Consider the following 23,493-nt stretch of genomic DNA (forward strand, 5'->3'; position numbering starts at 1 on the left):
CCCTCATGAACCATTTTCTTGATATTCATCAGACCGCCCCGGCAGCACTTCACCAGATCATCAATCAGGCCCGTGACATGAAAGCCGCGCGCGCTGGGCTGCCCAAAGGGACTCCTGATGCCGAGCAGCCGCTGGCGGGCCATATGGTTGCTCTGATCTTTGAGAAACCGTCAACCCGCACGCGCGTTTCTTTTGATGTGGGCGTCCGCCAGATGGGTGGGCAGACGATGGTTCTCTCAGGCACCGACATGCAGCTTGGCCATGGGGAGACGATTGCCGACACCGCGCGCGTCCTGTCGCGCTACGTTGATCTGATCATGATCCGTACGTTTGAAGAACAAACGCTGTTGGAGATGGCGGAATATGCCGATGTACCTGTGATCAACGGCCTGACTAACCGCACACATCCCTGCCAGATCATGGCGGACGTGATGACGTTTGAAGAGCATAACGGCCCGATCAAAGGCAAAAAGGTGGTCTGGTCGGGCGACGGCAACAACGTCTTTGCCAGTTTCGCCCATGCCGCCAAACAGTTTGATTTTGATCTCGTCTTTACGGGTCCACCGCCCCTGGACCCCGAACCGGCGCTGGAGGGCCTTTATACGATCGTGCGTGACCCGCATGAGGCCGTGCAGGGGGCTGATCTTGTCGTGACCGATACGTGGGTCAGCATGCATGATCCGCAATCAGCGCGCGAGCGGCGGCACAATCAGTTGCGTGGCTATCAGGTGAACGACGCGCTGATGGCTAAGGCCAAGGATGATGCGCTTTTCATGCACTGCCTGCCTGCCCACCGCGATGATGAGGCGACAAGCAGCGTGATGGACGGCCCGCACTCGGTGATCTTTGACGAGGCGGAAAACCGGCTGCATGCGCAAAAGGCAATCATGCGCTATTGCTTGGGTAAGTGAGGGCCGCCTAAAGCGCGCGCAGGATATCCCGCAACCCTTCTTCGCTGACCAGTTTGATGGCCTTCTTGACCGAGACCCAGCGGCGGCGGCGCAGCTCTGCCTCTGGATAGGTCTTGGTCATGGTTGTGACGGCAATTGGATAGACAGTCACGAGGCAGGGGGCCGTTGTACCGTCTTCGAAGCGTTTTTTGGTCATGAAACGCGCGATGGGTGCTTTGCCCACGCTGCCCTTGGCGACACCGGCCTCTTCCCAAGCTTCAAGCTTCGCGGCCTCAGCATCGGTCCGGCCATCCATGGGCCAGCCCTTGGGCAGGATCCAGCGCCCCCGCGATGATTGCACCAATAGGACCTGTGTGCCCTTGTGCCCCTGCCGGGTACAGAGCGCAGCAACCTGCAGCAAAGGCGATGCCTTTGCCGTCGGGTCGACCTTTCTGGCCCCGGTGGTGCGCTGCAACATATTCATGATCTGGCTGCTGATAGTGTTTTTTTATTGGGATTTTGTTAACATAAGGGGTCCCCATTGGCAAATCGCGTCTATCTGTTGCGCGGCTTTGCGCGCAGTGTGGGGTCGGCTTCGGTCGGGTCTTCGGGCCAGGGATGGCGTGGATAGCGCCCGCGCATATCGCGGCGCACATCGGCATAGGAGGTGGCCCAAAACCCCACAATATCCTGCGTGACCTGCACGGGCTTTTGCCCCGGCGACAGAAGTGTGAGCCGCAGCGGTGTTTTGCCAACCATCGGATGCCGCGTGACGCCGAACATCTCTTGCAGGCGCAGGGTGATTTCCGGCGCTTCGCCGGTGTAATCGATGGGGATGTGACGCCCCAAAGGCGTTTCGAAATGCGCAGGTGCCTGCCGGTCAAGGCGTTGCATCTGGTCCCAATCCAGCATAGCGCGCAGCGCGGGCAAGGGATCGAACCGTTTCCAGTCTTCGCTGCTGCGGACACCACGCAGATGCGGGAGCAGCCAGTCTTCCAGAGTGTCCAGCAGATGCGCGTCATCCATCGCGGGCATCCCGTCGATCAGCGCCACCCGTGCCTGAAAACGCTTGGCTGTTGGGGACAGGCGCAGGCCCAATTGGCGCACGCCTTCAAGCATTGCTTGTGCAACGGCGTCGTCCGGGGCATCCGACCATACTCGGTCATCCAGCACGAGCGAGCCAAAGCGTTCCTGTCTGCGGGTCCGCACGCGCCCCTCGCGCCGTGACCACGCGCAGACATCATGCCAGGCAATCTGGTTGGCAAAGAGATCGCGCAATTCCCCTTCGGTGATCGCGACGGCCTGCCTGACTCGCGCCTCGCGCCGGTCGCCGTCCAGATCGGTCGCAACGATCAGACGCTCGCCTGCGAGCGGGTCGCTGGCGTCCAGCACCGCGCCCTTGCCGCCTGACAGGATGTAGCGGGGATCTTCCCCCTTGCGGCGCAGACCGACGCGGTCGGGGTAGGCGAGTGCCGCCTGGGCGGCGAGGGGTAGGGTGGGAGCGTCGGCGAGGTTCTTTGCAAGACGCGGGACCTCTGCCTTGATCTGCGCAAGGGCGGCGTGATTGACCTCACCCGGCCCGTCATAGCGGCCCTTGAGTGCCTTGATGCGTAAGGTGAGGTCAGTCGGCGCGCCGCGCAGCGGGTCGCGGGCGGAGAGTAATGCCGCTAGCGGTGCTGCCTGTGCGCCTGCCCGCTGCAGCATATGGGCAAGACGCGGATGCAGCGGCATTGCGGCGAGAGCGCGCCCATGCGGCGTGATCCGCCCGTCTGTATCCAGTGCACCCAAACCTGTCAGAAGCGCGCGCGCCTCGGCGAGGGCGCCCGCAGGCGGTGGCGTCAGAAGCGCCAGATCATCGCTGCCCCAGATCGCAAGTTCCAAAGCGAAGCCGGCCAGATCGGCGGCTTCGATCTCGGCCGGGGCGAAGGCGGGCAGCGCCCCATCCTCGCCCTTGGTCCATAGTTTGTAAGCATCGCCGGGTGCCACCCGCCCGGCACGGCCCGCACGTTGCGTTGCCTCGGCGCGGCTGACCCGCTCCGTCACCAGCCGCGACATGCCGGAGCCGGGGTCAAACCGCGCCCGCCGCGCGCGGCCTGCGTCGACGACCACACGGATGTCTTCGATGGTCAGCGACGTTTCGGCGATGGCAGTCGACAGGACCACTTTGCGGCCCGTCTTCTCCGGCGCGATGGCGGCACGCTGGTCTTTGAACGGCAAAGCGCCATAAAGCGGGCGGATCACGCAGCCACTAGGCAGGCGGCCATCCAGCGCTTGCGCCGTGCGTCGGATTTCGCCCTCACCGGGCAGAAAGACAAGCACGCCGCCTGACGTCTCGGCCACGGCTTTGACGATCAGATCGGCGGTCGCGGCCTCCAGCCGCACGCCTTTCGGTGTCGCCCGTTCCAGAAAATGCGTGGAGACCGGGAAGGATCGCCCTTCGGAGGTGATAACCGGCGCATTGTCCAGCATCTCGGCCACCGGCCCCGCATCGAGAGTCGCGGACATCACAATGATCTGCAGGTCTGGGCGCAGGATATTGCGGATTTCCCATGTCAGGGCGAGGCCGAGGTCTGCATTCAATGATCGTTCGTGAAATTCGTCAAAGATCACTGCGCCGATGCCGCTCAGATCAGGGTCTGATTGGATCATGCGGGTCAGGATACCCTCGGTCACAACCTCGATCCGGGTTCCCGGCTTGCTGTCTCCACGCATGCGATAGCCGATTGTTTGGCCGGGACGTTCGCCCAATCCTTCGGCCAGCCGCTCTGCCGCCGCGCGGGCGGCAAGGCGGCGGGGTTCCAGCATGATGATCTTCCCGTCTGTCAGCCCGGCTTCGAGCAAGGCGATCGGCACGCGTGTCGTCTTACCCGCACCGGGCGGGGCCTGCAGGACGGCCCGGCCCGCTTCGCGCAAAGCGGTGATGATATCAGGCAGAACCGGATCAATGGGCAAAGCAGTCATGAGATACGCTTTGCCACAGGAACCAGTCAGGTGCAGCTTATTTCAGAGGCGCCACACCCACGATCACATTGTGCTGCGGGTTCCAGATATGCACCTCGGTGTACTGCTGGATATCGAGGCCAGGCGGCGCCTTGAAAACCTGCAAGCCTGTGACCCGGGCGAGCGGGCCCAGATCAGCCTCGGGCATGAACATCCCGTCACGGCCCAGAAGCAAGCGCAGTTCAGACCGATTGCGGGTGTTAAAGTCGGTCTCGATCACGACAAGATTGCCGCCATCGCTGGACCGGACGACCGAAACGCCATGTTCTGTGATGTAATCAATGGTATGAGAAAACTGCGACTGCAGATGGTCCTCTGCACGGGCAGAGGTTGGTAGCAGAATGGTGAGACTCAACGCGGCAGCGATCAGAGCAGATATGATATTGTTTTTCATCGGGCGCCCCCTTTCGCGGCGCATAACGTAGAATGGCAACATTTTCTTAAAAAGACATAAGAATGTGAAGCTCTTAATCCAAGTGTCGCAGGTCACACTGTGCGTTGTCGCACAAAAAACCCGAAAGCCGCAGCTTTCGGGTTTCAATAACCTCGAAATGCGCCTTGATCTTAGGCTGCTGACGCTTTTGCGATCTCTTTCTTGATCTTGAGCGCCTCTGCTGACAGCTCGCTGTCTTTCGCTTTGGCCATAAACGCGTCCAGACCACCACGGTGATCAACTGTACGCAGAGCAGCGTTGGAGATTCGCAGTTTAAACGCACGACCCAGCACGTCAGATTGCAGGGTTACATCCTGCAGGTTGGGCAGAAAGCGGCGCTTGGTCTTGTTGTTGGCGTGGCTGACATTGTTGCCAGACATCGGGCCTTTTCCAGTCAGTTCGCAACGGCGCGACATGAGCGTTTTCCTTGTCTTTTAAGGACATCACCGCATACGCGGGACGCCTTGTCATACGGGGGTGTACCCCGCAAAAGCAGGGCTGTGCATAAGATCAGCGCCAGATAGGCGGATTCCTGATGCCCGTCAACCCGGTTTGAGGGGCGATTGCAGGACAATGCGCTGCGTCACTGTTTCGCCGCTTGGATAGGTCTGCAGACCTATTCTCGCGCCTTCAACCCGGCAAGCACGGTCTGCGCTGCGGCAGAGGGGCCGATATGGCCCGCGATCACGTCGGCCTCAGCCGTTTTCATCCGGGTCGCGGTTTGAGGGTCGTTGCGCAGCATGTCGAGCAAACCCTGATGCACTTCCTCGCCGAACCAATAGCGTGCCTGCCCCGCGCGGGTCTCGGCCCAGATGCCGACCTCTTTGCGCCAAGCGCTGAGCTCCTGCATCGCGTCCCAGGCCTCATCCAGCCCGTCCGTCTCCAATGCAGAGACTGTCAGCGCTTTGGGGAACCCTTCCGGGTCCTGTGGGCGTTTGCGTAGCAGCCGTAAGGCCCCGGCGTAATCGGCGCAGGTCCGGGTGGCTTGGGCCTTCAGCGCGCCATCCGCCTTGTTCACGAGGATCAGATCGGCCATTTCCATGATGCCGCGCTTGACGCCCTGCAATTCATCGCCGCCTGCAGGTGCCAGGAGCAGGACAAAGAGGTCCGCCATCTGCGCTACAACTGTCTCGGATTGACCGACACCCACGGTTTCGATCAGCACGATGTCAAATCCCCCTGCTTCGCATAAGCTGACCGCCTCGCGCGAGCGGCGGGCGACGCCGCCCAATTGGGTTTGGCTGGGGGAGGGGCGGATGAAGGCGTTGGGATCACGCGCCAATTGCTCCATCCGGGTTTTGTCGCCGAGGATTGACCCACCGGACCGGGCCGAGGAGGGATCAACAGCAAGCACCGCTACGCGCTTGCCCATTCCGGTCAGCATCAGCCCGAAGCTTTCGATAAAGGTCGATTTGCCCACACCGGGAGTGCCGGAAAGGCCGATCCGCAAGGCCTGCCGGTCGGAGCCTAACGTGTCCAGAAGTGCGAGGGCCTGTTCCCGATGATCTTCGCGCGCGCTTTCCACCAGCGTAATCGCCCGTGCCAGGGCCCGTCTGTCACCCCGGCGCAGTTTCTCGGCCAAGGCCGCGATATCCGTTTGCGCATCCATCGCCACGTTCATACGGGCGCGGACGAGCAAAGGTCCAGCCCCACTACCCCATGATCTCATCCACCCACACCGGCACCATTTCGGTTGCAGGGCCGAAGCGGCGGGCGGTGAAAGCGTTTGCGCGGGCGGAAGGGGCGAGGTTGATCTCAAGCGTGTCCGCTTTGGCCAGTTCGACAAGGCCTGCGGCGGGATAGACCTCGGCACTGGTGCCAATGGCGACGAAGAGATCGGCCGCCATGACCGCCGCCTCAATAGCATCCATCTGGTAGGGGAATTCGCCAAACCAGACGACGTCCGGGCGGGTCGCCTGTGCACCACAGGACGGACAGGCATCCGCTGGATTCATCGCCGTCGGCGCATCCCAGCGGTGGTCGCAGGCCGCACAAAGCGCGCGTCTGAGTTGGCCATGCATATGGATGACTTGGCTCGCCCCCGCCCTTTCGTGCAGATCATCGACATTCTGGGTGATCAGGGTCACCTCATGGGCACTGTTTTGCAGCCGCGCGATGGCCTCATGAGCAGCATTGGGCCGCGCGGCGATGCAATCGGCCCGCCGCTGGTTGTAGAATTCATGCACAAGTGCAGGGTTGTGGGCAAAGCCTTGGGGCGTCGCCACATCCTCCAGATCATATCTGTTCCAGAGCCCGTCTTTATCGCGAAACGTACCGAGCCCGCTTTCGGCGGAAATACCCGCTCCGGTTAAGATCGCAATGCGCATTTCGCCTCACTTCCGCCATGTTCCACACTCATGCCCGGCATCATTAACAGACGTTAAGCGATGGTGGGACGTTTTGATGTTGCAAGACGATAATGTTGTTTTCAGTTTTTATGGGCCGATGGGTGTGCGGGTCGATGTGGGCCAGTCGATCATCTTTCTGCTGGGCCTTCTTGTATTTTTGTCAGGCGGGGAGGTGGTCGATAGCCTGATTTTTGCGACGGTACTGCTGGCGTCGATCTTTCTGCATGAGTTGGGCCATGCATGGGGGTGCAAGGTGCAAGGCATCCCGGTGCGGCGCATCATGCTGCATGGCGGCGGCGGGTTTTGCGAACGCACCCGCTCGGCCACGCCTTACGAGGAAGAGTTGATCGTGGCGATGGGGCCGATTGTGAACCTCGCGATCTGGGCTGTCGCCTCGCTTGTCCAATGGTGGATGTGGCAGGATTTTGATGCCGGGCCGCCCTCGGATTTCATGATCGAGGTCAGCTACATCCTGTGGACGGTGATCTGGCTGAACATGGCGCTTGTGATCTTTAACATGATCCCGGTGCAGCCGCTGGATGGTGGCAAGCTGTTTCACCTGTTGCTGTTGCGGTTTTTGCCGCAGATGAGTGCACAGCGGCTGGCAGGTGGCGTCGGTCTTCTCCTGTCCATCGCGTGGATCCCGGCAGCAATCTATGCCTATCTGACATTCGGCTGGATCCTGTTCTTCATCCCCTCGATCCCCGCCCACTACCGGATGCTGCGTGGGCAACTAGCTTAGTGACGCGGCGGGCCGGACTTTGTTAGGCTCCCCCTGAAAGAGGGAGGGGTGCATGACCAAAACACCATTGCATTTGTGGATCGTGGGGGTCCTGTCGCTTTTATGGAATGCAGGCGGGGCGATGGATTATGTGATGACGCGGACGGGCGCCGCGGACTATCTGGCCGCCCAACCGCCAGAGCGGCTGGCGATGCTGACGGACGCGCCGTTCTGGTTTGACATCACCTGGGCCGTGGGCGTCTGGTTTTCTATAATTGGATCACTCTTGCTGCTGTTGCGGTCGCGTATGGCGGGGTCGGCATTTGCGTTGTCACTTGCGGGGCTGATCGGGTCATCGATCTACAATTATGGGATCGCAGATGGGGGCAGTATGGTGGCCGCTGCCGGACCAACGGCGATAGCGTTTACCATCGCCATTCCTGTCATCCTGATCGGCCTTTGGCTTTATGCGCGCGCGATGACAAAGGCTGGGGTCTTGCGGTGACGCGGATTGTTTTTGTCTGTCTCGGCAATATCTGCCGGTCGCCCGCCGCTGAGGGTGTTATGCGCGCGCTTGCGCCTGATCTGCAGCTGGACAGCGCGGGCACCGGAGGATGGCATGTGGGTGATCCGCCTTATGGCCCAATGCAAGAAGCTGCACGTGCCCGTGGAATTGACCTGAGCGACTTGCGGGCGCGACAATTCATGGGCGCTGATTTCGACCGTTTTGATCTGATCATCGCGATGGACGCACAGAACAAGGCGGATATCGAACGCTTGCGCCCGGCGGGGAATGCGACGCCCGTGCGCCTGATGGCGGACACGGACGTGCCTGACCCCTATTACACGCGCGATTTTGAGGGTGCGCTGGATCTGATCGAGGCTGCGGCTAGGCGTTTACTGGTTGACATATCTCCGTCGCAAGATCGCTGAAGCTGCGGTAGCGATCCCAGAACCGTTCGTCGGCGGGACGATCGGATTGGCGGGTATCCTGGGCCAGCTGTGGCTCCTCAAAGAACGTGGCAGCCCGCGCCTGTTCACGACTTGAGAGTGTCTGGTTCGCCACTTGCTGCACGCAAGAGCATAGCGCGGGCGACGCCGCGCGCCTGTCGGCGGCAAGGCATGCCTCCGATATATCGCCCGTCACCGGGCCAGAGCGCCCGCCACAGGCCGCCATCGACGCCACCGCGCCCACCATCAACAAAAACCGCATCGCCTCATCCTCTACCGGCCCCTGTCTTACCCGCAGGTGATCCGTTCAGGTTGTGCCCCTCATGGCAGAGTATGTAGGGCGCTGGGGCGGGATGCAATTAGGATTGTGGTGTGGAACCTTCCCCGCGGGGAAAACGTGCGGTAGGGTGGGGGCTTGTTAAAAGGTGGGCTCATGCAGGGTGGGTGCTTGCACCCACAATTTGGCTACAGGAACGACATCCACTCCCAAGCCGCCTTGATCACCGCGATGATCTTGTCGCCGTGCCCTGTTGCAAATGCAATCGCAGCAGTACCCGCCGCCGCGCCACTGGTCTTCAATGAAGCATCAAGAAACACATTGGCCTTTTCCCACGTCCATGCACCGCAACCAACCGCGATTGTGGTGAGCTTGTTGATCGCTCCTTTGATAATACTCATATTGGGTTGTTTTGACTGAGCCTGCTGCTGTAATTCTGTCAGCGGTTCCCAAACAATAAGCAGTTCAGGCGATACTTCGCTAAATGTCTCAATCGCTTCAGGTGGGTTGTTGCCACCGATTCCGTGCCGATCCCCATTTTCGGCAATCAATGCTTTCTGGAGTTCTTGTATGTGATTTTCCAGACCAACACGGGTCTCTATTTCGGCAATTCTCTCGGCGATCCGTTCTGGACCTTCGCTCCAATCCTCATCGGACAACTGAGCAACTTCTTGTTGGACATCCCAGTCAACCGGCACGCCCTTCAGAAAGCCAACATACCAGCCCTCCCAGAATCCCCATACATCCGGTTCGCTTTGCCAGTATAGCTTTAGCCGTCGTAAATTTTCCTCTTCTGTATCTGATGGTTCCTGTCTCGGCCAAAGAAATGTGTCAAAGACCGCTGCCGGATCTTTTTCGTCTTCGATTTTCTTGGCATCGTAACGGTCGAATTTACTGACAGCGCTAGGCGTCGCATAAGCGGACGCCGCACTGTTGGCGCCGTCAACAGTGTCGAGCTCAAATACAGAACCTACAGCTTTTTCGGACGAATATACGGAGTATTGGAAATGGTTCAGTTCATCATTTAGTAACTTATAAACCGCCCCGGTCGCCGACCTAGCAAAACTCTTCAAATCAAGCGATGGCCTCTTTGCAGCAACTGCTGCAACGATTATTGCGCGCGCCACCGTCAGAAAAGCATTTCTGCTTATGTTCGCAGGCGAGGCAGCAAGCCTCGGTACTGTTCGCAACGCAGAACGCGTTGCGAAACACGTATGGGCAGATCGGTCGTGCCGCATCAGCCACTGCTTTCGGTCTTCCTCGGTCAGGAACTCAAAGTGCGCCACCGTGCAATTCACCCGCGTCTTAACGCCTTAGTTCCGCCACCCTACACCACCAATCCTCTTGCAAAAGCCCCTACATCGCGCCATTGACAAGCACCATTCTCGCATAGGCCAGTGACCCCGCATGACAGACCTTTCGCATATCCGCAATTTCTCCATCGTCGCCCATATCGACCATGGGAAATCGACGCTCGCTGACCGCCTCATTCAGTCCACCAACACCGTGTCGGACCGCGAGATGAAGGAGCAGCTGCTCGATGCGATGGATATTGAGCGGGAGCGGGGGATTACGATCAAGGCCAATACCGTCCGCATCGACTACAAGGCGGATGATGGGCAGCAGTATGTGCTCAACCTGATCGACACGCCGGGCCATGTGGATTTCGCCTATGAGGTGTCGCGGTCCATGCGCGCGGTTGAGGGGTCATTGCTGGTCGTCGACAGCACCCAAGGGGTCGAGGCGCAGACGCTGGCCAATGTCTATCAAGCCATTGACGCGGATCATGAAATCGTCCCCGTGCTCAACAAGATCGACCTGCCCGCGTCTGAATGCGACCGGGTGGCTGAACAGATCGAGGATGTGATCGGCATCGACGCGACCGACGCTATTCAGGTCAGCGCCAAGACCGGGGTGGGCATCCACGAAACGCTCGAAGCCATCGTCCAGAAACTACCCGCGCCGGAAGGCAACCGCGACGCGCCACTGAAGGCGATGCTGGTCGATAGCTGGTATGACAGCTACCTCGGCGTCATCGTCCTTGTCCGCATCATCGACGGGCAGATGAAGAAGAACGACCGGGTCAAGTTCATGTCGAACGGCACCGTGCACCAGATCGATAAGATCGGGGTGTTCCGGCCCAAGATGCAGGATGTCGACGCGCTGGGACCGGGGGAGATCGGGTTCATCACCGCTTCGATAAAGCAGGTGCGCGACACGCGGGTGGGCGATACGATCACGTCCGAAAAGAAGGGGACGGAGGAACCGCTGCCCGGCTTCAAACCGTCGCAGCCAGTGGTGTTCTGTGGGCTCTTCCCCGTGGACAGCTCCGAATTCGAAGACCTGCGCGATGCCATCGAAAAGCTGGCGCTGAATGACGCCTCTTTCAGCCACGAAATGGAAACATCCGCCGCCCTTGGCTTCGGCTTTCGCTGCGGGTTCCTTGGCCTTCTCCACCTCGAAGTCATCCGCGACCGGATCGAACGGGAATACAATATCGACCTGATCACCACCGCGCCCTCGGTCGTCTACCACGTCTATATGCGCGACGGCGAGATGATCGAGCTGCATAACCCCGCCGACATGCCCGACCTGACCCATGTGGACCATCTGGAGGAGCCGCGGATCAAGGCGACGATCCTAGTGCCCGATGAGTATCTGGGCGACGTGCTGAAACTCTGCCAGGACCGGCGCGGCGTGCAGCAGGACCTGACCTATGCGGGCTCTCGCGCCATGGTCGTCTATGACCTGCCGCTCAATGAGGTGGTGTTCGATTTCTACGACCGTCTGAAATCGGTGACCAAGGGCTATGCAAGTTTTGACTACCAGATGACCGGTTACCAGCAGGATAATCTGGTGAAAATGTCCGTGCTGGTGAATGAGGACCCCGTTGACGCTCTGTCAATGATGGTCCACCGCGACCGGGCGGAGATGCGGGGGCGGGCGATGGTCGAAAAGCTCAAGGACCTGATCCCGCGCCACATGTTCAAAATCCCGATCCAGGCGGCCATCGGCGGCAAGGTGATCGCGCGCGAGACGCTGTCAGCGCTGCGCAAGGACGTGACGGCCAAATGCTACGGTGGGGACGCCACGCGGAAACGTAAGCTGCTGGACAAGCAGAAGGCCGGGAAAAAGAAGATGCGGCAGTTCGGGAAGGTGGATATCCCGCAGGAGGCGTTTATTTCAGCACTCAAAATGGATTCCTAATCCATTTTGAGTGACAGTAGGCGGAAGCGTTTGGCGAAGCCAAATGCGTGCCCATCCGGTTGCACGTTAAGTGCTGATCGACAACTTAGCTCACCATCTTCGGAGAGTTCGCGCGCAATCGACTGGCATAGTCTAAAGCCGTTGGATAAGCTTGACAACCGTAAGTATAAGTGGCGACCATACTCCCAAAAATCTCACGTTTCCTGTGAACAAAGTTTTTTGATAAGGGACAACTAAGATCATGTGCCCAAATCAAAAATTGATTGTGTCAAGTAAGCGTCTGTAAGGTGTGATAAAATGAAAAACCCAATTCAACTCAAGTCAAGTATGCATAATGATGATGAGATAGCATTGAGCTTTAACCGAGAGGGGTTCAGCGAGTTTCTAGGGAAGTTGTTACAAACACCCCGCGAAGAGCAAAAGACAATCCATCTTGGTTTTGACGCAACTCCTAGTGACCTAAGAATTTTGTTTGAAAAGCTAGATCAACATGTTGGAACACAAAATGATGTTTTGAATGAAGAAGTATCCGCACAAATTAGCTTTGAAGATACTAGTGACTTAAGTATAGGATCAATTGAAGAGTTTGCAGACGTCGATTATGGAAGTCGTCCGACGCCAATAAATTTTAGCGTTACCAAAACATACTTGATAGGTTTTCGGCGTAGTTCAGAAGAAAAGACTTACGAACGGCAGGTTGTTCAAGTAATTGCGTCAAGAGGCAACCCTGGAAAATTTGAAATACGTGTTCGTTCCACGGAAATAACATGGCCACCAGCAATCATGTCCCTTTTGGAAAAAGAGATTAGAGGGCTTTCGTCGAGAACCTCGCCTGAGCCACAAATGAGAAAAAACCCTTTTTTTGGGCAGCTGATCTGTTTAGAAGAAGTCGAAATCTTGGAGGGAAAAGAAACGTTTATGAAATGCAGATAAAAGTCTTATTCCTTTTTATGTTTACTATATTAATCTTCATTGTTCCAACCATTCTTGTCGAAGAAGCAACAAAAAGTGATGTGTATATTTTTGATCCTTCTACTCGAACTGTTTCGTTGACTGATTTCTCAGATAAGGTGGAAGAGTTAGGCTGGGAGCGAGCCGCGGAACTTGCCACGCTTTCTAAAGTAATGATTTTAAGTGAATATGGCGAGTATGCAAAGGGTCAAGGGCCTATCAATAGATATATTGATCATTTCTTGAAATTGTTCACTACTAGTTCGATGTTTGTTGGAATCTTATTTGGAACCTATCTTGTCGGCACTGCAAGACATGGAGCTAAGCTGGATCGTGCGCAATTAGGACGACTTTTCTTGAGTAAAGTTGAAATTGGAGCAAGGCCTCCCATTCCTATCTGGACTGGTTGGGTTGCAGGGATTTTGGCTGCGATATTAGCGAACTTCTTAACAAATAGTTTGACAAATTTGATTTGATTTAAACCCACGTTAGCTTTGTATTTACCAGCAGTCTGCCATTCGCCGATGGCTTCGCCCGTTCTGGTCTGAAACGATCCCGCGGATCCTTTCTTGTGCCAAAGGCACGACCAACCTCCCCGTCGGTTCGGGCGCGGCACTGATCACACATGCGCCGGAAACCGCACCCTCCCACGTTCAACCTCCATCACCCCGCGATGGAGCATCCGATGCGCTTTTTGCCTCACGCTTTTCTCTTTCTGATGGGCGGTCTTTGTCTGGCGACTTTTCTGACCTCACCCGTGGTCTGACCCGCTGGACATCTCCCACATCGCAGCCTTACCTTGCGCGCCGAGGGAGGGCGGGATGGCCTATGATTATGTGATTGTGGGCGGGGGCTCGGCGGGCTCTGTCCTGGCGGCGCGTTTGTCGGAGGACCCTAACACATCCGTTTGCCTGTTGGAGGCCGGGGGACCGGCGAAGGGGCTCCTTTACCGCTTGCCGACCGGGGCGCTTGTGATGTTGCCGGGGCGGCCGAAGATCAGCAATTGGGCCTATCAGACTGTGCCGCAGCCGGGGTTGAACGGGCGGCGGGGGTATCAACCGCGCGGCAAGATGCTGGGCGGGTCGAGCGGGCTGAACGCGATGCTGTATGTGCGCGGGCACCGGTCGGATTACGATGGCTGGGCCGATCTGGGCTGCGATGGCTGGGGCTGGGATGATGTGCTGCCCTATTTCCGCAAGTCCGAGAATAATGCGCGCGGGGCGGATGACTTTCATGGAGGCAACGGCCCGCTGCATGTGACCGACCAGCAGGCGATGCGGCCCATCACGCGCGCCTTCGTCGAGGCGGGCACGAACCTACAGCATCGCGAGGTGGCGGATTTCAACCGGGGTGATAATGAGGGGATCGGGACCTATCAGGTCACGCAGTTTCATGGGCGACGCGCGGGCGAGCGGTGCTCGGCGGCAGCGGCCTATCTGCACCCTGTGATGGATCGGCCCAATCTGACGGTGGTCACGCGGGCGCAGGCGACGCGGGTGCTGTTTCAGGGCAAGCGCGCGACGGGCGTGATGTATCGGCAGGGCAAGGCCGAGAAACAGGTGCTGGCGGGCAAAGAGGTGCTGCTTTGCGGTGGGGCCTTCAACTCACCTCAGCTCCTGCAATTGTCCGGTGTAGGACGGCCTGAGGATATCACGCCCCACGGGATCAGCATGGTGCATGAATTGCCCGGCGTGGGGCAGAACCTGCAGGATCATCTGGACTTCATCCTCGCCTATAAATCCAAGGATCGGGACAATTTCGGGATCAGCGCGCGGGGCACCTGGAACCTGATCCGGCATGCTTTGCGGTGGCGCAAAGACGGGAAGAGCATGCTCGCCTCACCCTTTGCCGAGGGGGCGGCGTTTCTGAAGACGGATCCGGCACTCGATCGGCCCGATATCCAGCTGCATTTCGTGATTGCGATTGTCGATGACCATGCGCGCAAGCTGCATCTGGGGCATGGGTTCAGTTGCCATGTCTGCGCGTTGCGCCCCCATAGTCGGGGCACGGTGGGTCTGCAAAGCGGCGATCCGCTGGCCGCGCCCGCGATTGACCCGCAATTCCTGTCGGACCCACGCGATCTGGCGACGACGGTCAAAGGGGCGAAGATGATGCGGGAGATTCTGCGGGCCCCGCCATTGGCGTCCTTCCGGCATAATGAACTACACGGCACGCGGGACGGAATGAGCGACGCCGAATGGGAACGCCATATCTGCGCGCGCGCCGATACGATCTATCACCCCGTCGGCACCTGCAAGATGGGGGTGGACGACATGGCCGTGGTCGATCCAGCACTGAAAGTACGCGGCATGCAGGGGATGCGCGTGATCGATGCGTCGGTGATGCCGACGCTGATCGGCGGGAACACCAATGCGCCCACGATCATGATTGCCGAGAAGGCGGCGGATCTGATCCGTGGCAAAATGGGCGCAAGCACCCCGCCTACTTGAGGTTGGTTAATTCCGCATGCGCCTCTGGGTCCGCTTTTTCGAGCCGGGCGAGGGCGGCGATGGCTTCCTCGCGCAAGAGGTCCTTGGCGTCCGTTTTGACCTCCTCGATGTCATCAATCAGTTTCTGGATGTCGGGCAATTTGGTGTTGTCCTTGGCGGCAAGTACCATCAGCGCCTCGAGGATTTTGCCGAGTTGTTTGCCATAGCTGGCAACTTGCGTCTGGACGCGGTTTTCGATCCCCATGCTGCCCTTGATGTCGGGCGAAAAAACGCGGGGCGTGATTTCTTGGGTCACGTCACCCGAAAACGGGGCGTGGAAGGTGGGTGACCATATGTCAAATGGGCTGAGCATCGCAATCTCCTTGAGGTTAATACCTCAAGTCTCGCTGCGTTGCAGCATGCCTGTCAAGTCTGTCTGATCTAGAGCGCGTCGCTGATCGCGTCGCCTGCGTTGCTGATGTCCTGCCCCAAGCCCCGTGCAGTTTCGCAGGCTGGCAACGCCAGAAAGGCAGCCAAAGCAATGAGTCTGATCATGATCTTCCCTCGTTCATTTTGATCAGGTTAGAGCGCCCGGAGTGTGTGGGCAACATTCTTTTCATCCGAGAAATGCGGCCACGGCAGCTTCGAACTCACGCGGTTTTTCGGCGTGGAGCCAGTGGCCTGCGCCCGGGATCTTTGCGAACTTCGCATTTGCAAACAGACCCTTGATCGTGGCCCGCGCATCGGGCTGGACGTAGTCAGATGCCGCGCCTGACAGAAACAGCGTCGGACCATTGAATTGACCCGAGACTTCGGGGAACCCGATGATCTTGTCCATCTCAGACTCGAGCACATCCAGGTTCAATCGCCATCTTCTTTCCTTCATATCAAGGCTTTGGAGCAGGAAGTCTGGAACCCCCGGATCAAGGTCCCCCAATTGCTGCTTTGCATCAGCGCGGCTTTGGATGGTGGCGAGGTCAACGCGCCGCATGGCTTCAATCGGCCCTATCTGCGAATGGCTGTAGGCCACGGGGGCAATGTCGGCGACGATCAAACGGTTCACCTTTTCCGGTGCTTGAAGCGCCAGCAGCATTGCAGCTTTGCCGCCCATGGAGTGCCCGAGCACGTCACAGGGCATCTCAATCACCTCTGCAAGGTCCTGGGCCAGATCGGCATAGGAATGCGTATCGTACCAGGGGCTGCCGGCATGATTGCGCATGTCCACCGCAACGACAGGTCTTGCTTCGGATAGGCGTTTGGCGATGACACCCCAATTGCGCGCCGACCCGAACAGGCCATGGGCAATCAGCAATGGTGTCTGGCCGGGGCCGTCATAGGTGACCGTGTTCAACATGCATCGCTTCTAACCCTTCCGCCTTTCGAAGTTCCAGAGGGATTGCGCCCTCAGCCGCAAGCCCCTAGCGGGCAGGGATGGGGAAGTCTGTTGAATACCAGGTTGACGCCTTGCGCACGCTTTTCGCGGAAAAGCTGCGGGTGCAGGGGCGCGACCTTGAGGCGCAGGTTCGCAAGGCAGGGCGGCGTTTGCCACGCCATGTCCGGCGCGACGCACGCTTTTTTCTTGAGAGTTACGGTTTGATGGCCAATCCAAAGCTGGCGCGCATGGTTGACGGAAAGAAAATGGATCGCGCCTACAGCAACATCGTGGCCTATCTGGACGGATTGGATCCCAGGCAAGAGCGGATCACGGCGATGATCAACCTCGCTGCTTCGATTGCTTTTGTGTTTCTGGTCACCGGCGTGCTGGTGCTGGTGGTTCTGGTGTTGCGCGGCTTCGTTTAACGTTTGCGATGCACTGTAAAAAGTCGCGGTGCGGTCCCTTGCTGAAGGATGGTCTCCACCTCATCGAACCCGGCCTCTTCTATCGCTGACAAGAGCTCTGATTGGGATAGGCGCAAAACGTAAGGGGCTTTGCCGAAGACCTGCATGACTGGGATCATCACGCCGAGATACCACGGCCCCTCTTTCAAAAGGGCTGTTTTGGTGATCAGCAAACCATCTTTCGGAAGGGCGGATGCGATGTTGCGAAGGACTTGCGGCAGGTCCGGCAGCAGATGCAAGAGGTTCAGTGCCAGCACAGCATCAACCGGGCCGGGCGGCAATTCGGCGGCGGCTGCCACTTCAAACTTTAGTTTCTCCGGACCGTCCGGTTGCAGCTTGCGGCGCGCGATGTCGATCATTCCCGATGATACATCCGTGCCAAGATAGCTTTGCACCCCGGGCGCAAGAGCCAGCGCGGTTGATCCTGTCCCGCAGCCCAGTTCGACAACGTGATGGTCAGGCTGCAGATAATGACGCATGCGCCCCAAAGTAGTCTCATAGGCGGCTTGGTCGCTGATCGGGTCCTTGGCATATTTGGGCGCCATGCGATCCCAGAAGGCTGCATTTTGCATGTTCAATTCCTTTTCGGATTTACTCTATGTTATTCGTGCATGCTCAATTGCGGAATTGCCAAGATTTGCCTCTTGGTTATACAGAAATGCATGAACTGGCAGGCTCTGAACTTTGACTGGAACCAAGCACGGGCTTTTCTGGTGACCGCCGAGACGGGGTCGTTCTCGGCTGCGGCGCGTGCGCTGAAGATGACCCAACCCACTTTGGGGCGACAAGTCGCTGGGCTCGAAGAGGCGCTTGATATCGTTCTGTTTGAGCGGATTGGTCGCAAGCTGGAACTGACGCCAGCCGGGCGCGATATGCTGGTGCATCTTCGGGCGATGGGTGAGAGCGCGATTGGGGCGACCCTGACCGCCTCTGGCCGGTCAGAGACTGTGACGGGCGAGGTCTGTATCTCGGTCACCGACATCTTTGCGGTCTACATTATGCCGCATATCGTGGCGGATTTGCGCAGGATTGCCCCGCAGATGCAGATCAAAGTGCTGGCCTCAAACGCGCTGTCGGACTTGCAGCGGCGCGAGGCGGATATCGCGGTGCGGCATGTCGCCCCGACCCAGCCGGACCTGATCGCCCGCAAGGTGCGTCGCAGTTTCGGGCATCTGTATGCCAGCCGCGATTATCTGCGTCGTATCGGTCCAATTCGCAGTGTCGAGGACGTCGCCCGGGCGGACATTATTGGCATCGACGATGCAGAGGAATTGATCACGTTCCTGAAGAATTGGGGGCTACCCGTTTCGGCAAAAAACCTCGCCATTCTGGGCGGTAGCGGTGTGGCCAGTTGGGAGTTTGCGCGTCAGGGTCTTGGCCTCATGCCGATGACCGAGGATTTGGCTTCTGCCTTCCCGGATATGGAGATGATCCTGCCTGATCTTGAACCCGTTGAGGTGCCGTACTGGCTGACTGTGCACCGTGAACTGCATAGCTCAAAGCGCATTCGGCTGGTCTATGACCATCTTGCGCAGGTATTGGGGCAGCGGACCCTGCCGGGTCCACCGCAAACACAAAAAACTATGGGTGATCAGAGGTTTGGGTAGATCGGGAAGCGATCGCAGAGCGCCTCGACCTCGGCTTTGACCTTTGCCTCGACGGCACCGTTGCCGTCTTCACCGTTGGCGGCCAGCCCCTCGGTCACTTCGACGATCCAATCGGCGATCTGGCGGAACTCAGGCTCTCCGAAGCCGCGTGTCGTCCCCGCAGGAGAGCCGAGGCGGATGCCCGATGTGACCATGGGTTTTTCCGGATCAAAGGGAATGCCGTTCTTGTTGCAGGTGATATGGGCGCACCCGAGTGCCTTTTCAGTGGCATTCCCTTTCACGCCCTTGGGCCGCAGATCAACGAGCATCACATGGCTGTCTGTGCCGCCTGTTACGATGTCCAGCCCGCCTTTCATCAACTGATCGGCCAGCGCCTGCGCGTTCTTGATGACCTGTTCCTGGTAGGTCTTGAATTCGGGGCGCAGCGCCTCACCAAAGGCAACGGCCTTGCCTGCGATCACATGCATCAGCGGACCGCCCTGGATGCCGGGGAAGATGGCGGAGTTGAATTTCTTCGCCATCGCCTCGTCATTGGTCAGGATCATGCCGCCGCGCGGACCGCGGAGGGTTTTGTGAGTGGTCGTCGTGGCCACATGGGCATGGGGGAAAGGTGAGGGGTAGAGGCCTGCCGCCACAAGTCCGGCGAAATGGGCCATATCGACGAGGAGGTATGCGCCCACGGTATCGGCAATCTCGCGCATCTTTGCGAAATCGATAATGCGCGGGATGGCGGAGCCACCGGCGATGATCATCTTGGGCTGATGCTCTGCCGTCAGCCGGGCGACTTCGTCATAATCCAAAAGGCTGTCCTGACGGCGCACACCATATTGGATCGCGTTGAACCATTTGCCCGACTGGTTGGGCTTGGCGCCGTGGGTGAGGTGCCCACCGGCATCGAGCGACATCCCAAGGATCGTGTCGCCCGGCTGGAGAAGCGCCTGAAACACGCCCTGGTTCGCCTGAGAGCCAGAGTTCGGCTGCACATTGGCGAAACCACAATCGAAAAGCTGCTTGGCCCTGTCGATGGCGAGGTTTTCCGCCACATCCACGTGCTCGCAGCCACCGTAATAGCGACGGCCCGGATAGCCTTCGGCATATTTGTTGGTCATCACACCGCCCTGCGCCTCCATCACGGCGGCTGAGACGATGTTCTCCGACGCGATCAGCTCAATCTCTTTGCGTTGGCGTTTGAGCTCGGCCTGCATAGCCGCATGCAATTCCGGATCACGCGTATCGAGTGTTTCAGTGAAAAAACCGTTGTCGCGGACGGTGATATTCATGATGCATCCCCCTTCAGGTGCCGGACTTTTCAAAAATTGCGCCCTGATACCCCAGGATCGCTGCGTTCTAAAGCATCAAAACGACCAAGATGTTTATGAGCACGTCATGCAGGTTTCATATGCGCGTCTTGCGTTTCGGGTGCGATCACCGCACAACGTATCGGAACTGAAAGGTTTTTGCCCAATGTCGCGCCCCAAGATCGCTTTTGTCGCGAGCCCCGTACCGATTGCACAAACCGCACAAAGCGAACTGGCCGCGGCCTATGGCGATGTGGAGGCGCATGAAGCGGATGTGATCGTGGCCCTTGGTGGCGACGGGTTCATGTTGCAGACGCTGCATGCGACCGAAGGGCTGGATGTGCCGGTTTACGGGATGAACCGGGGGACGGTTGGGTTTCTGATGAATGAATTTGCCGCAGACGGCCTGCGAGACCGTTTGCAGGAGGCTGAGGAAGAGGTGATCAACCCGCTCGCCATGACCGCGCTGACCGCGGATGGTGAGATGCATGAAGCGCTCGCAATCAACGAGGTGAGCCTGCTACGCGCCGGGCCGCAAGCGGCGAAGTTGCGGATTACGGTGGATGGTAAGCTGCGGATGAGCGAGCTTGTCTGTGACGGCGCGCTTGTGTCGACGCCAGCTGGGTCCACCGCCTACAACTACTCCGCCCACGGGCCGATCCTGCCCATCGGGTCGGACGTGTTGGCATTGACGGCAGTCTCGGCCTTCCGCCCCCGCCGCTGGCGTGGGGCGCTGCTGCCGAAAAGGGCTGTGGTGCGGCTGGACGTGATCGACCCGAACAAACGGCCTGTCATGGCAGAGGCCGATGGCAAATCAGTGCGAGACGTGGTGAGCGTGGAGATTCGGTCAGAGCCTTCGGTAAGACACCGGATCCTGTTCGATCCGGGGCATGGTTTGGAAGAACGGCTAATCCGGGAGCAGTTTGCGTAGCGGCTTGCAGTACAATTCAACAGCTACAATTAAATTATCAATACTCGTTACCGTGAACAATCAGCCAATCCCCCATAATCAACTTGATCCTATTTGGGAGGGTGTCTTCTCGGAAGATGACAGAGTTCTTTGGTGCGGTCGCCCTAAGCACGGCCGTAATTTCTGGGAATTCGAAGGGCAGGAGCTCGTTTTACATCGGAGCATGCTGGTCGGTTGCGTTATCATTTGGATCGTTGGTCTGCTTGACGACCACAATTCTTTCGATGGCGCGATTTTTTCTTACATGTTCCTGATGCTGTTGACGATTGGAGGTTTCTTGTTCTTCTGGTTTCTGGCTTCTTCACGCGCATATGTGATGAGCAATCTCTTTTATGCTGTGACTGAGGATTGTGCCTATATCATAAGACGAGACGGAAACTTCAGAATGGCATCAAGGCGCTATGTATTATCCTTCCCCTTTCAAAGGGCGTATGCCTATTTGATATATCCGGGGCGTAAGTACGATTCAGTGCAGGTCGGATCTCTATTAACCGATGATAAGGTTCAACCCTTTGGATTTGGTCTGAGGCATCCAGGCTGGCCCGTTGGGCGTGCGGTTGGTGTTGTCCCGGCATTATTTGAGAGTATTGAGTGCGCAGATGAAATGCAGAGTTGGCTTCAAAAGCTGACAGATGAACTGCACAATTAGCACTTTGCATACCCAAACGGCATCAGCGCTTCTCTGATCTCATCCAAAATCGCCGGATCATCGATTGTCGCGGGCATCTTGAAATCCGCGCCATCGGCGATTTTCACCATCGTCCCGCGCAGGATTTTGCCGGAGCGCGTCTTTGGCAGACGGTCAACCACGGTGACCAGCTTGAACGCGGCGACGGGGCCGATCTGATCGCGGACGCGGGCGATGACCTCTTGTTTGATCTCGTCATGGGGGCGGTCGCAGCCTGCATTCAGGCAAATGAGGCCCAAGGGCAATTGACCCTTCAACTCATCTGTCACGCCAATCACCGCGCATTCACCGACATCCGGGTGGGCGGCCAAAACTTCTTCCATCGCACCTGTCGAGAGCCTATGCCCGGCCACATTGATCACGTCATCGGTGCGCGCCATGATGTAGAGATAGCCGTCCTCATCAATCATCCCTGCATCCCCAGTCTCGTAGTAACCTGGGAAGGTGTTGAGATAGGATTTGATAAAGCGCTCCTCGGCATTCCAAAGCGTGGGCAGGGTGCCAGGGGGCAGGGGGAGTTTTACGGCAATCGCGCCCAACTCACCGGCGGGCATGGGGTGCCCTGCCTCATCGAGGATCTGCACATCGTAGCCGGGCATTGCCACAGTGGGTGAGCCGATCTTGACCGGCAGCGCCTCGATCCCCGCAGGGTTGCCCGCGATGGTGTAGCCCGTTTCGGTCTGCCACCAATGGTCGTAGACCGGCACGCCCATCACGCGTTGGGCCCATTCGATCGTGTCCGGGTCCGCGCGTTCGCCCGCGAGATAGAGCGCGCGTAGGCCGGAGATGTCGTAATCCTTGATCATCTCGCCTTTCGGGTCCTCACGCTTGATCGCGCGAAAGGCTGTCGGGGCGGTGAAGAAGGATTTGACGTCATGCTCTTCGATGACGCGCCAAAACGTGCCCGCGTCTGGGGTGCCGACGGGCTTGCCCTCAAACACCACTGTGGTGTTGCCGTGGATCAGGGGGGCGTAGCAGATATAGGAATGGCCGACGACCCAGCCGACATCAGAGGCGGCCCAGAAGACCTCACCCGGATCGACGTTGTAGATCGCCTTCATTGTCCAGTTGAGGGCCACGAGATGCCCTGCCGTGGGGCGAACTACGCCTTTCGGCGCGCCGGTCGTCCCGGATGTGTAGAGGATATAGGCCGGATGATCGCCCTTGACCGGCACGCATTCCGCAGGCGCGACGTCGGCCTGAAAACCGTGCCAATCATAGTCACGACCGGGAGTGAGTGCTGCGACCTCTTGTTCGCGCTGGAAGATCACGCAGAAATCGGGCTTGTGGCTGGCCAGATCAATGGCCTCATCCAGGAGCGGTTTGTAATGCACGACGCGCCCTGGCTCGATCCCGCATGACCCCGCGATGATCGCCTTGGGGGTAGCGTCGTCGATCCGGACCGCCAGTTCGTTGGCCGCAAAGCCGCCAAAGACCACTGAATGTATCGCGCCCAGTCGGGCGCAAGCGAGCATCGCCTCCAACGCCTCGGGGATCATGGGCATATAGATGATGACCCTGTCGCCCTTTTCGATGCCTTTTGCGCGCAAGGCACCAGCAAGTGACGCAACGCGGGTCTGCAGTTCCGCATAGGTGATCTGGCGTTTGGTATTGGTGACGGGGCTGTCATAGATGATGGCCGCCTGATCGCCCCGGCCATTTGCAACATGGCGATCCACGGCATTATAGCAGGTGTTCACCTCCGCATCGGTGAACCAGCGGTAAAGCGGGGCTTTGCTGTCATCCAGAGCCTTGCTGGGCGGTTTCACCCAATCGATGGCCTTGGCCTGATCTAACCAAAACCCTTCCGGATCATTCTGCCAGCTTGCGTAAACATCCGCGTAACCCATACTTGCCTCCCGTCATCTTCAGACGAAAGTGTTA

At 58.4% G+C, this 23,493-nt stretch carries 26 protein-coding genes; 12 read left to right on the forward strand and 14 right to left on the reverse strand.

What is annotated here, in order from left to right; genetic code table 11:
• Positions 1 to 5: 5 nt before the first annotated feature.
• Positions 6 to 911: an ornithine carbamoyltransferase gene (argF, locus tag SLH49_RS09220; RefSeq protein ID WP_320268874.1), complete on the forward strand. Its 906-nt coding sequence runs from the start codon at positions 6 to 8 to the stop codon at positions 909 to 911.
• Positions 912 to 918: 7 nt separating this feature from the next.
• On the opposite strand, the gene SLH49_RS09225 is transcribed toward argF, so the two are convergent.
• The 6 genes from SLH49_RS09225 to SLH49_RS09250 all read right to left on the reverse strand — a co-directional run bounded on the left by SLH49_RS09225 (position 919) and on the right by SLH49_RS09250 (position 6,650).
• Entirely contained in the window at positions 919 to 1,374 is a 456-nt protein-coding gene (locus tag SLH49_RS09225; protein WP_320268875.1) for an NUDIX hydrolase, read from the reverse strand.
• A 71-nt stretch (positions 1,375 to 1,445) separates the two neighbouring features.
• Positions 1,446 to 3,851: an ATP-dependent helicase HrpB gene (gene hrpB, locus SLH49_RS09230; protein WP_320268876.1), complete on the reverse strand. Its 2,406-nt coding sequence runs from the start codon at positions 3,849 to 3,851 to the stop codon at positions 1,446 to 1,448.
• Between the two features lie 37 nt (positions 3,852 to 3,888).
• Positions 3,889 to 4,284 carry a hypothetical protein gene (locus SLH49_RS09235; RefSeq protein WP_320268877.1) on the reverse strand — a complete coding sequence of 132 codons (396 nt, stop codon included), beginning with the start codon at positions 4,282 to 4,284 and terminating at the stop codon, positions 3,889 to 3,891.
• A gap of 170 nt (positions 4,285 to 4,454) precedes the next feature.
• On the reverse strand, positions 4,455 to 4,739 hold the full coding sequence (gene rpmB, locus SLH49_RS09240) for a 50S ribosomal protein L28 (RefSeq protein ID WP_320237637.1): 285 nt from the start codon (positions 4,737 to 4,739) through the stop codon (positions 4,455 to 4,457).
• Positions 4,740 to 4,939: 200 nt separating this feature from the next.
• Complete coding sequence (gene meaB / locus SLH49_RS09245; protein WP_320269779.1) at positions 4,940 to 5,932, reverse strand: methylmalonyl Co-A mutase-associated GTPase MeaB; 993 nt, start codon at positions 5,930 to 5,932, stop codon at positions 4,940 to 4,942.
• Between the two features lie 43 nt (positions 5,933 to 5,975).
• Positions 5,976 to 6,650, reverse strand: a complete 675-nt coding sequence (locus SLH49_RS09250) for an NAD-dependent deacylase (RefSeq protein ID WP_320268878.1) — start codon at positions 6,648 to 6,650, stop codon at positions 5,976 to 5,978.
• A gap of 76 nt (positions 6,651 to 6,726) precedes the next feature.
• Between SLH49_RS09250 and SLH49_RS09255 the strand changes: the two genes are divergently transcribed.
• The 3 genes from SLH49_RS09255 to SLH49_RS09265 are packed head-to-tail and all read left to right on the forward strand — an operon-like array spanning position 6,727 to position 8,325.
• The gene (locus tag SLH49_RS09255; RefSeq protein ID WP_320268879.1) at positions 6,727 to 7,413 is read left to right on the forward strand and encodes a site-2 protease family protein; all 687 of its coding nucleotides are present in this window, start codon (positions 6,727 to 6,729) and stop codon (positions 7,411 to 7,413) included.
• A 52-nt stretch (positions 7,414 to 7,465) separates the two neighbouring features.
• Positions 7,466 to 7,897: a hypothetical protein gene (locus SLH49_RS09260; protein ID WP_320268880.1), complete on the forward strand. Its 432-nt coding sequence runs from the start codon at positions 7,466 to 7,468 to the stop codon at positions 7,895 to 7,897.
• 59 nt (positions 7,898 to 7,956) lie between these two features.
• On the forward strand, positions 7,957 to 8,325 hold the full coding sequence (locus SLH49_RS09265) for a low molecular weight protein-tyrosine-phosphatase (RefSeq protein ID WP_320269780.1): 369 nt from the start codon (positions 7,957 to 7,959) through the stop codon (positions 8,323 to 8,325).
• On the opposite strand, the gene SLH49_RS09270 is transcribed toward SLH49_RS09265, so the two are convergent.
• Both SLH49_RS09270 and SLH49_RS09275 read right to left on the reverse strand, forming a co-directional pair.
• Positions 8,282 to 8,605 carry an arginine transporter gene (locus SLH49_RS09270; RefSeq protein ID WP_320268881.1) on the reverse strand — a complete coding sequence of 108 codons (324 nt, stop codon included), beginning with the start codon at positions 8,603 to 8,605 and terminating at the stop codon, positions 8,282 to 8,284. The two genes, SLH49_RS09265 and SLH49_RS09270, sit on opposite strands and share 44 nt — an antisense overlap.
• 203 nt (positions 8,606 to 8,808) lie before the next feature.
• Positions 8,809 to 9,906: a hypothetical protein gene (locus SLH49_RS09275; RefSeq protein ID WP_320268882.1), complete on the reverse strand. Its 1,098-nt coding sequence runs from the start codon at positions 9,904 to 9,906 to the stop codon at positions 8,809 to 8,811.
• Positions 9,907 to 10,027: 121 nt separating this feature from the next.
• Between SLH49_RS09275 and lepA the strand changes: the two genes are divergently transcribed.
• From lepA to SLH49_RS09295, 4 genes are all read left to right on the forward strand, one after another.
• On the forward strand, positions 10,028 to 11,827 hold the full coding sequence (lepA, locus tag SLH49_RS09280) for a translation elongation factor 4 (RefSeq protein ID WP_320268883.1): 1,800 nt from the start codon (positions 10,028 to 10,030) through the stop codon (positions 11,825 to 11,827).
• 297 nt (positions 11,828 to 12,124) lie between these two features.
• A complete protein-coding gene (locus tag SLH49_RS09285) occupies positions 12,125 to 12,760 on the forward strand; it encodes a hypothetical protein (protein ID WP_320268884.1) in 636 nt (211 codons plus the stop codon).
• On the forward strand, positions 12,751 to 13,254 hold the full coding sequence (locus tag SLH49_RS09290) for a hypothetical protein (RefSeq protein WP_320268885.1): 504 nt from the start codon (positions 12,751 to 12,753) through the stop codon (positions 13,252 to 13,254). The genes SLH49_RS09285 and SLH49_RS09290 overlap by 10 nt, the downstream gene beginning before the upstream one ends.
• A 345-nt stretch (positions 13,255 to 13,599) precedes the next feature.
• Positions 13,600 to 15,228, forward strand: a complete 1,629-nt coding sequence (locus SLH49_RS09295; protein ID WP_320268886.1) for a choline dehydrogenase — start codon at positions 13,600 to 13,602, stop codon at positions 15,226 to 15,228.
• Here the strand turns inward: SLH49_RS09295 and SLH49_RS09300 are convergent.
• From SLH49_RS09300 to SLH49_RS09310, 3 genes are all read right to left on the reverse strand, one after another.
• On the reverse strand, positions 15,221 to 15,580 hold the full coding sequence (locus tag SLH49_RS09300) for a hypothetical protein (RefSeq protein WP_320268887.1): 360 nt from the start codon (positions 15,578 to 15,580) through the stop codon (positions 15,221 to 15,223). The two genes, SLH49_RS09295 and SLH49_RS09300, sit on opposite strands and share 8 nt — an antisense overlap.
• Before the next feature lie 68 nt (positions 15,581 to 15,648).
• A complete protein-coding gene (locus SLH49_RS09305; protein ID WP_320268888.1) occupies positions 15,649 to 15,762 on the reverse strand; it encodes an entericidin A/B family lipoprotein in 114 nt (37 codons plus the stop codon).
• Positions 15,763 to 15,823: 61 nt separating this feature from the next.
• Complete coding sequence (locus SLH49_RS09310) at positions 15,824 to 16,561, reverse strand: alpha/beta fold hydrolase (protein WP_320268889.1); 738 nt, start codon at positions 16,559 to 16,561, stop codon at positions 15,824 to 15,826.
• 77 nt (positions 16,562 to 16,638) lie between these two features.
• On the opposite strand from SLH49_RS09310, the gene SLH49_RS09315 reads away from it, so the two are divergent.
• A complete protein-coding gene (locus tag SLH49_RS09315; protein ID WP_320268890.1) occupies positions 16,639 to 17,007 on the forward strand; it encodes a hypothetical protein in 369 nt (122 codons plus the stop codon).
• Here SLH49_RS09315 and SLH49_RS09320 read toward each other — a convergent pair.
• Positions 17,004 to 17,618, reverse strand: a complete 615-nt coding sequence (locus SLH49_RS09320) for a class I SAM-dependent methyltransferase (RefSeq protein ID WP_320268891.1) — start codon at positions 17,616 to 17,618, stop codon at positions 17,004 to 17,006. The two genes, SLH49_RS09315 and SLH49_RS09320, sit on opposite strands and share 4 nt — an antisense overlap.
• 90 nt (positions 17,619 to 17,708) lie before the next feature.
• Between SLH49_RS09320 and SLH49_RS09325 the strand changes: the two genes are divergently transcribed.
• Positions 17,709 to 18,653: a LysR family transcriptional regulator gene (locus SLH49_RS09325; protein ID WP_320268892.1), complete on the forward strand. Its 945-nt coding sequence runs from the start codon at positions 17,709 to 17,711 to the stop codon at positions 18,651 to 18,653.
• Here the strand turns inward: SLH49_RS09325 and glyA are convergent.
• A complete protein-coding gene (gene glyA / locus SLH49_RS09330) occupies positions 18,638 to 19,933 on the reverse strand; it encodes a serine hydroxymethyltransferase (RefSeq protein WP_320268893.1) in 1,296 nt (431 codons plus the stop codon). The genes SLH49_RS09325 and glyA overlap by 16 nt on opposite strands.
• Positions 19,934 to 20,117: 184 nt before the next feature.
• On the opposite strand from glyA, the gene SLH49_RS09335 reads away from it, so the two are divergent.
• Positions 20,118 to 20,882 (forward strand): NAD kinase, encoded by a 765-nt coding sequence (locus SLH49_RS09335; protein ID WP_320268894.1) that lies wholly within the window; start codon positions 20,118 to 20,120, stop codon positions 20,880 to 20,882.
• Entirely contained in the window at positions 20,875 to 21,570 is a 696-nt protein-coding gene (locus SLH49_RS09340; RefSeq protein ID WP_320268895.1) for a hypothetical protein, read from the forward strand. The genes SLH49_RS09335 and SLH49_RS09340 overlap by 8 nt, the downstream gene beginning before the upstream one ends.
• Here the strand turns inward: SLH49_RS09340 and prpE are convergent.
• Positions 21,567 to 23,459 (reverse strand): propionate-CoA ligase PrpE, encoded by a 1,893-nt coding sequence (gene prpE, locus SLH49_RS09345; RefSeq protein ID WP_320268896.1) that lies wholly within the window; start codon positions 23,457 to 23,459, stop codon positions 21,567 to 21,569. The genes SLH49_RS09340 and prpE overlap by 4 nt on opposite strands.
• Between the last annotated feature and the right edge of the window lie 34 nt (positions 23,460 to 23,493).

The sequence above is a fragment of the Cognatiyoonia sp. IB215446 genome (genome assembly GCF_033963825.1).
Classification (GTDB): Bacteria; Pseudomonadota; Alphaproteobacteria; order Rhodobacterales; family Rhodobacteraceae; genus Yoonia.

Excerpts from the sequence above, each read along its gene's own strand:
- argF (WP_320268874.1), top strand. The coding sequence starts at position 6 with ATGAACCATTTTCTTGATATTCATCAGACCGCCCCGGCAGCACTTCAC.
- SLH49_RS09225 (WP_320268875.1), bottom strand. The coding sequence starts at position 1,374 with ATGAATATGTTGCAGCGCACCACCGGGGCCAGAAAGGTCGACCCGACG.
- hrpB (WP_320268876.1), bottom strand. The coding sequence starts at position 3,851 with ATGACTGCTTTGCCCATTGATCCGGTTCTGCCTGATATCATCACCGCT.
- SLH49_RS09235 (WP_320268877.1), bottom strand. The coding sequence starts at position 4,284 with ATGAAAAACAATATCATATCTGCTCTGATCGCTGCCGCGTTGAGTCTC.
- rpmB (WP_320237637.1), bottom strand. The coding sequence starts at position 4,739 with ATGTCGCGCCGTTGCGAACTGACTGGAAAAGGCCCGATGTCTGGCAAC.
- meaB (WP_320269779.1), bottom strand. The coding sequence starts at position 5,932 with ATGGATGCGCAAACGGATATCGCGGCCTTGGCCGAGAAACTGCGCCGG.
- SLH49_RS09250 (WP_320268878.1), bottom strand. The coding sequence starts at position 6,650 with ATGCGCATTGCGATCTTAACCGGAGCGGGTATTTCCGCCGAAAGCGGG.
- SLH49_RS09255 (WP_320268879.1), top strand. The coding sequence starts at position 6,727 with ATGTTGCAAGACGATAATGTTGTTTTCAGTTTTTATGGGCCGATGGGT.
- SLH49_RS09260 (WP_320268880.1), top strand. The coding sequence starts at position 7,466 with ATGACCAAAACACCATTGCATTTGTGGATCGTGGGGGTCCTGTCGCTT.
- SLH49_RS09265 (WP_320269780.1), top strand. The coding sequence starts at position 7,957 with ATGCGCGCGCTTGCGCCTGATCTGCAGCTGGACAGCGCGGGCACCGGA.
- SLH49_RS09270 (WP_320268881.1), bottom strand. The coding sequence starts at position 8,605 with ATGCGGTTTTTGTTGATGGTGGGCGCGGTGGCGTCGATGGCGGCCTGT.
- lepA (WP_320268883.1), top strand. The coding sequence starts at position 10,028 with ATGACAGACCTTTCGCATATCCGCAATTTCTCCATCGTCGCCCATATC.
- SLH49_RS09285 (WP_320268884.1), top strand. The coding sequence starts at position 12,125 with ATGAAAAACCCAATTCAACTCAAGTCAAGTATGCATAATGATGATGAG.
- SLH49_RS09290 (WP_320268885.1), top strand. The coding sequence starts at position 12,751 with ATGCAGATAAAAGTCTTATTCCTTTTTATGTTTACTATATTAATCTTC.
- SLH49_RS09295 (WP_320268886.1), top strand. The coding sequence starts at position 13,600 with ATGGCCTATGATTATGTGATTGTGGGCGGGGGCTCGGCGGGCTCTGTC.
- SLH49_RS09300 (WP_320268887.1), bottom strand. The coding sequence starts at position 15,580 with ATGCTCAGCCCATTTGACATATGGTCACCCACCTTCCACGCCCCGTTT.
- SLH49_RS09305 (WP_320268888.1), bottom strand. The coding sequence starts at position 15,762 with ATGATCAGACTCATTGCTTTGGCTGCCTTTCTGGCGTTGCCAGCCTGC.
- SLH49_RS09310 (WP_320268889.1), bottom strand. The coding sequence starts at position 16,561 with ATGTTGAACACGGTCACCTATGACGGCCCCGGCCAGACACCATTGCTG.
- SLH49_RS09315 (WP_320268890.1), top strand. The coding sequence starts at position 16,639 with ATGGGGAAGTCTGTTGAATACCAGGTTGACGCCTTGCGCACGCTTTTC.
- SLH49_RS09320 (WP_320268891.1), bottom strand. The coding sequence starts at position 17,618 with ATGCAAAATGCAGCCTTCTGGGATCGCATGGCGCCCAAATATGCCAAG.
- SLH49_RS09325 (WP_320268892.1), top strand. The coding sequence starts at position 17,709 with ATGAACTGGCAGGCTCTGAACTTTGACTGGAACCAAGCACGGGCTTTT.
- glyA (WP_320268893.1), bottom strand. The coding sequence starts at position 19,933 with ATGAATATCACCGTCCGCGACAACGGTTTTTTCACTGAAACACTCGAT.
- SLH49_RS09335 (WP_320268894.1), top strand. The coding sequence starts at position 20,118 with ATGTCGCGCCCCAAGATCGCTTTTGTCGCGAGCCCCGTACCGATTGCA.
- prpE (WP_320268896.1), bottom strand. The coding sequence starts at position 23,459 with ATGGGTTACGCGGATGTTTACGCAAGCTGGCAGAATGATCCGGAAGGG.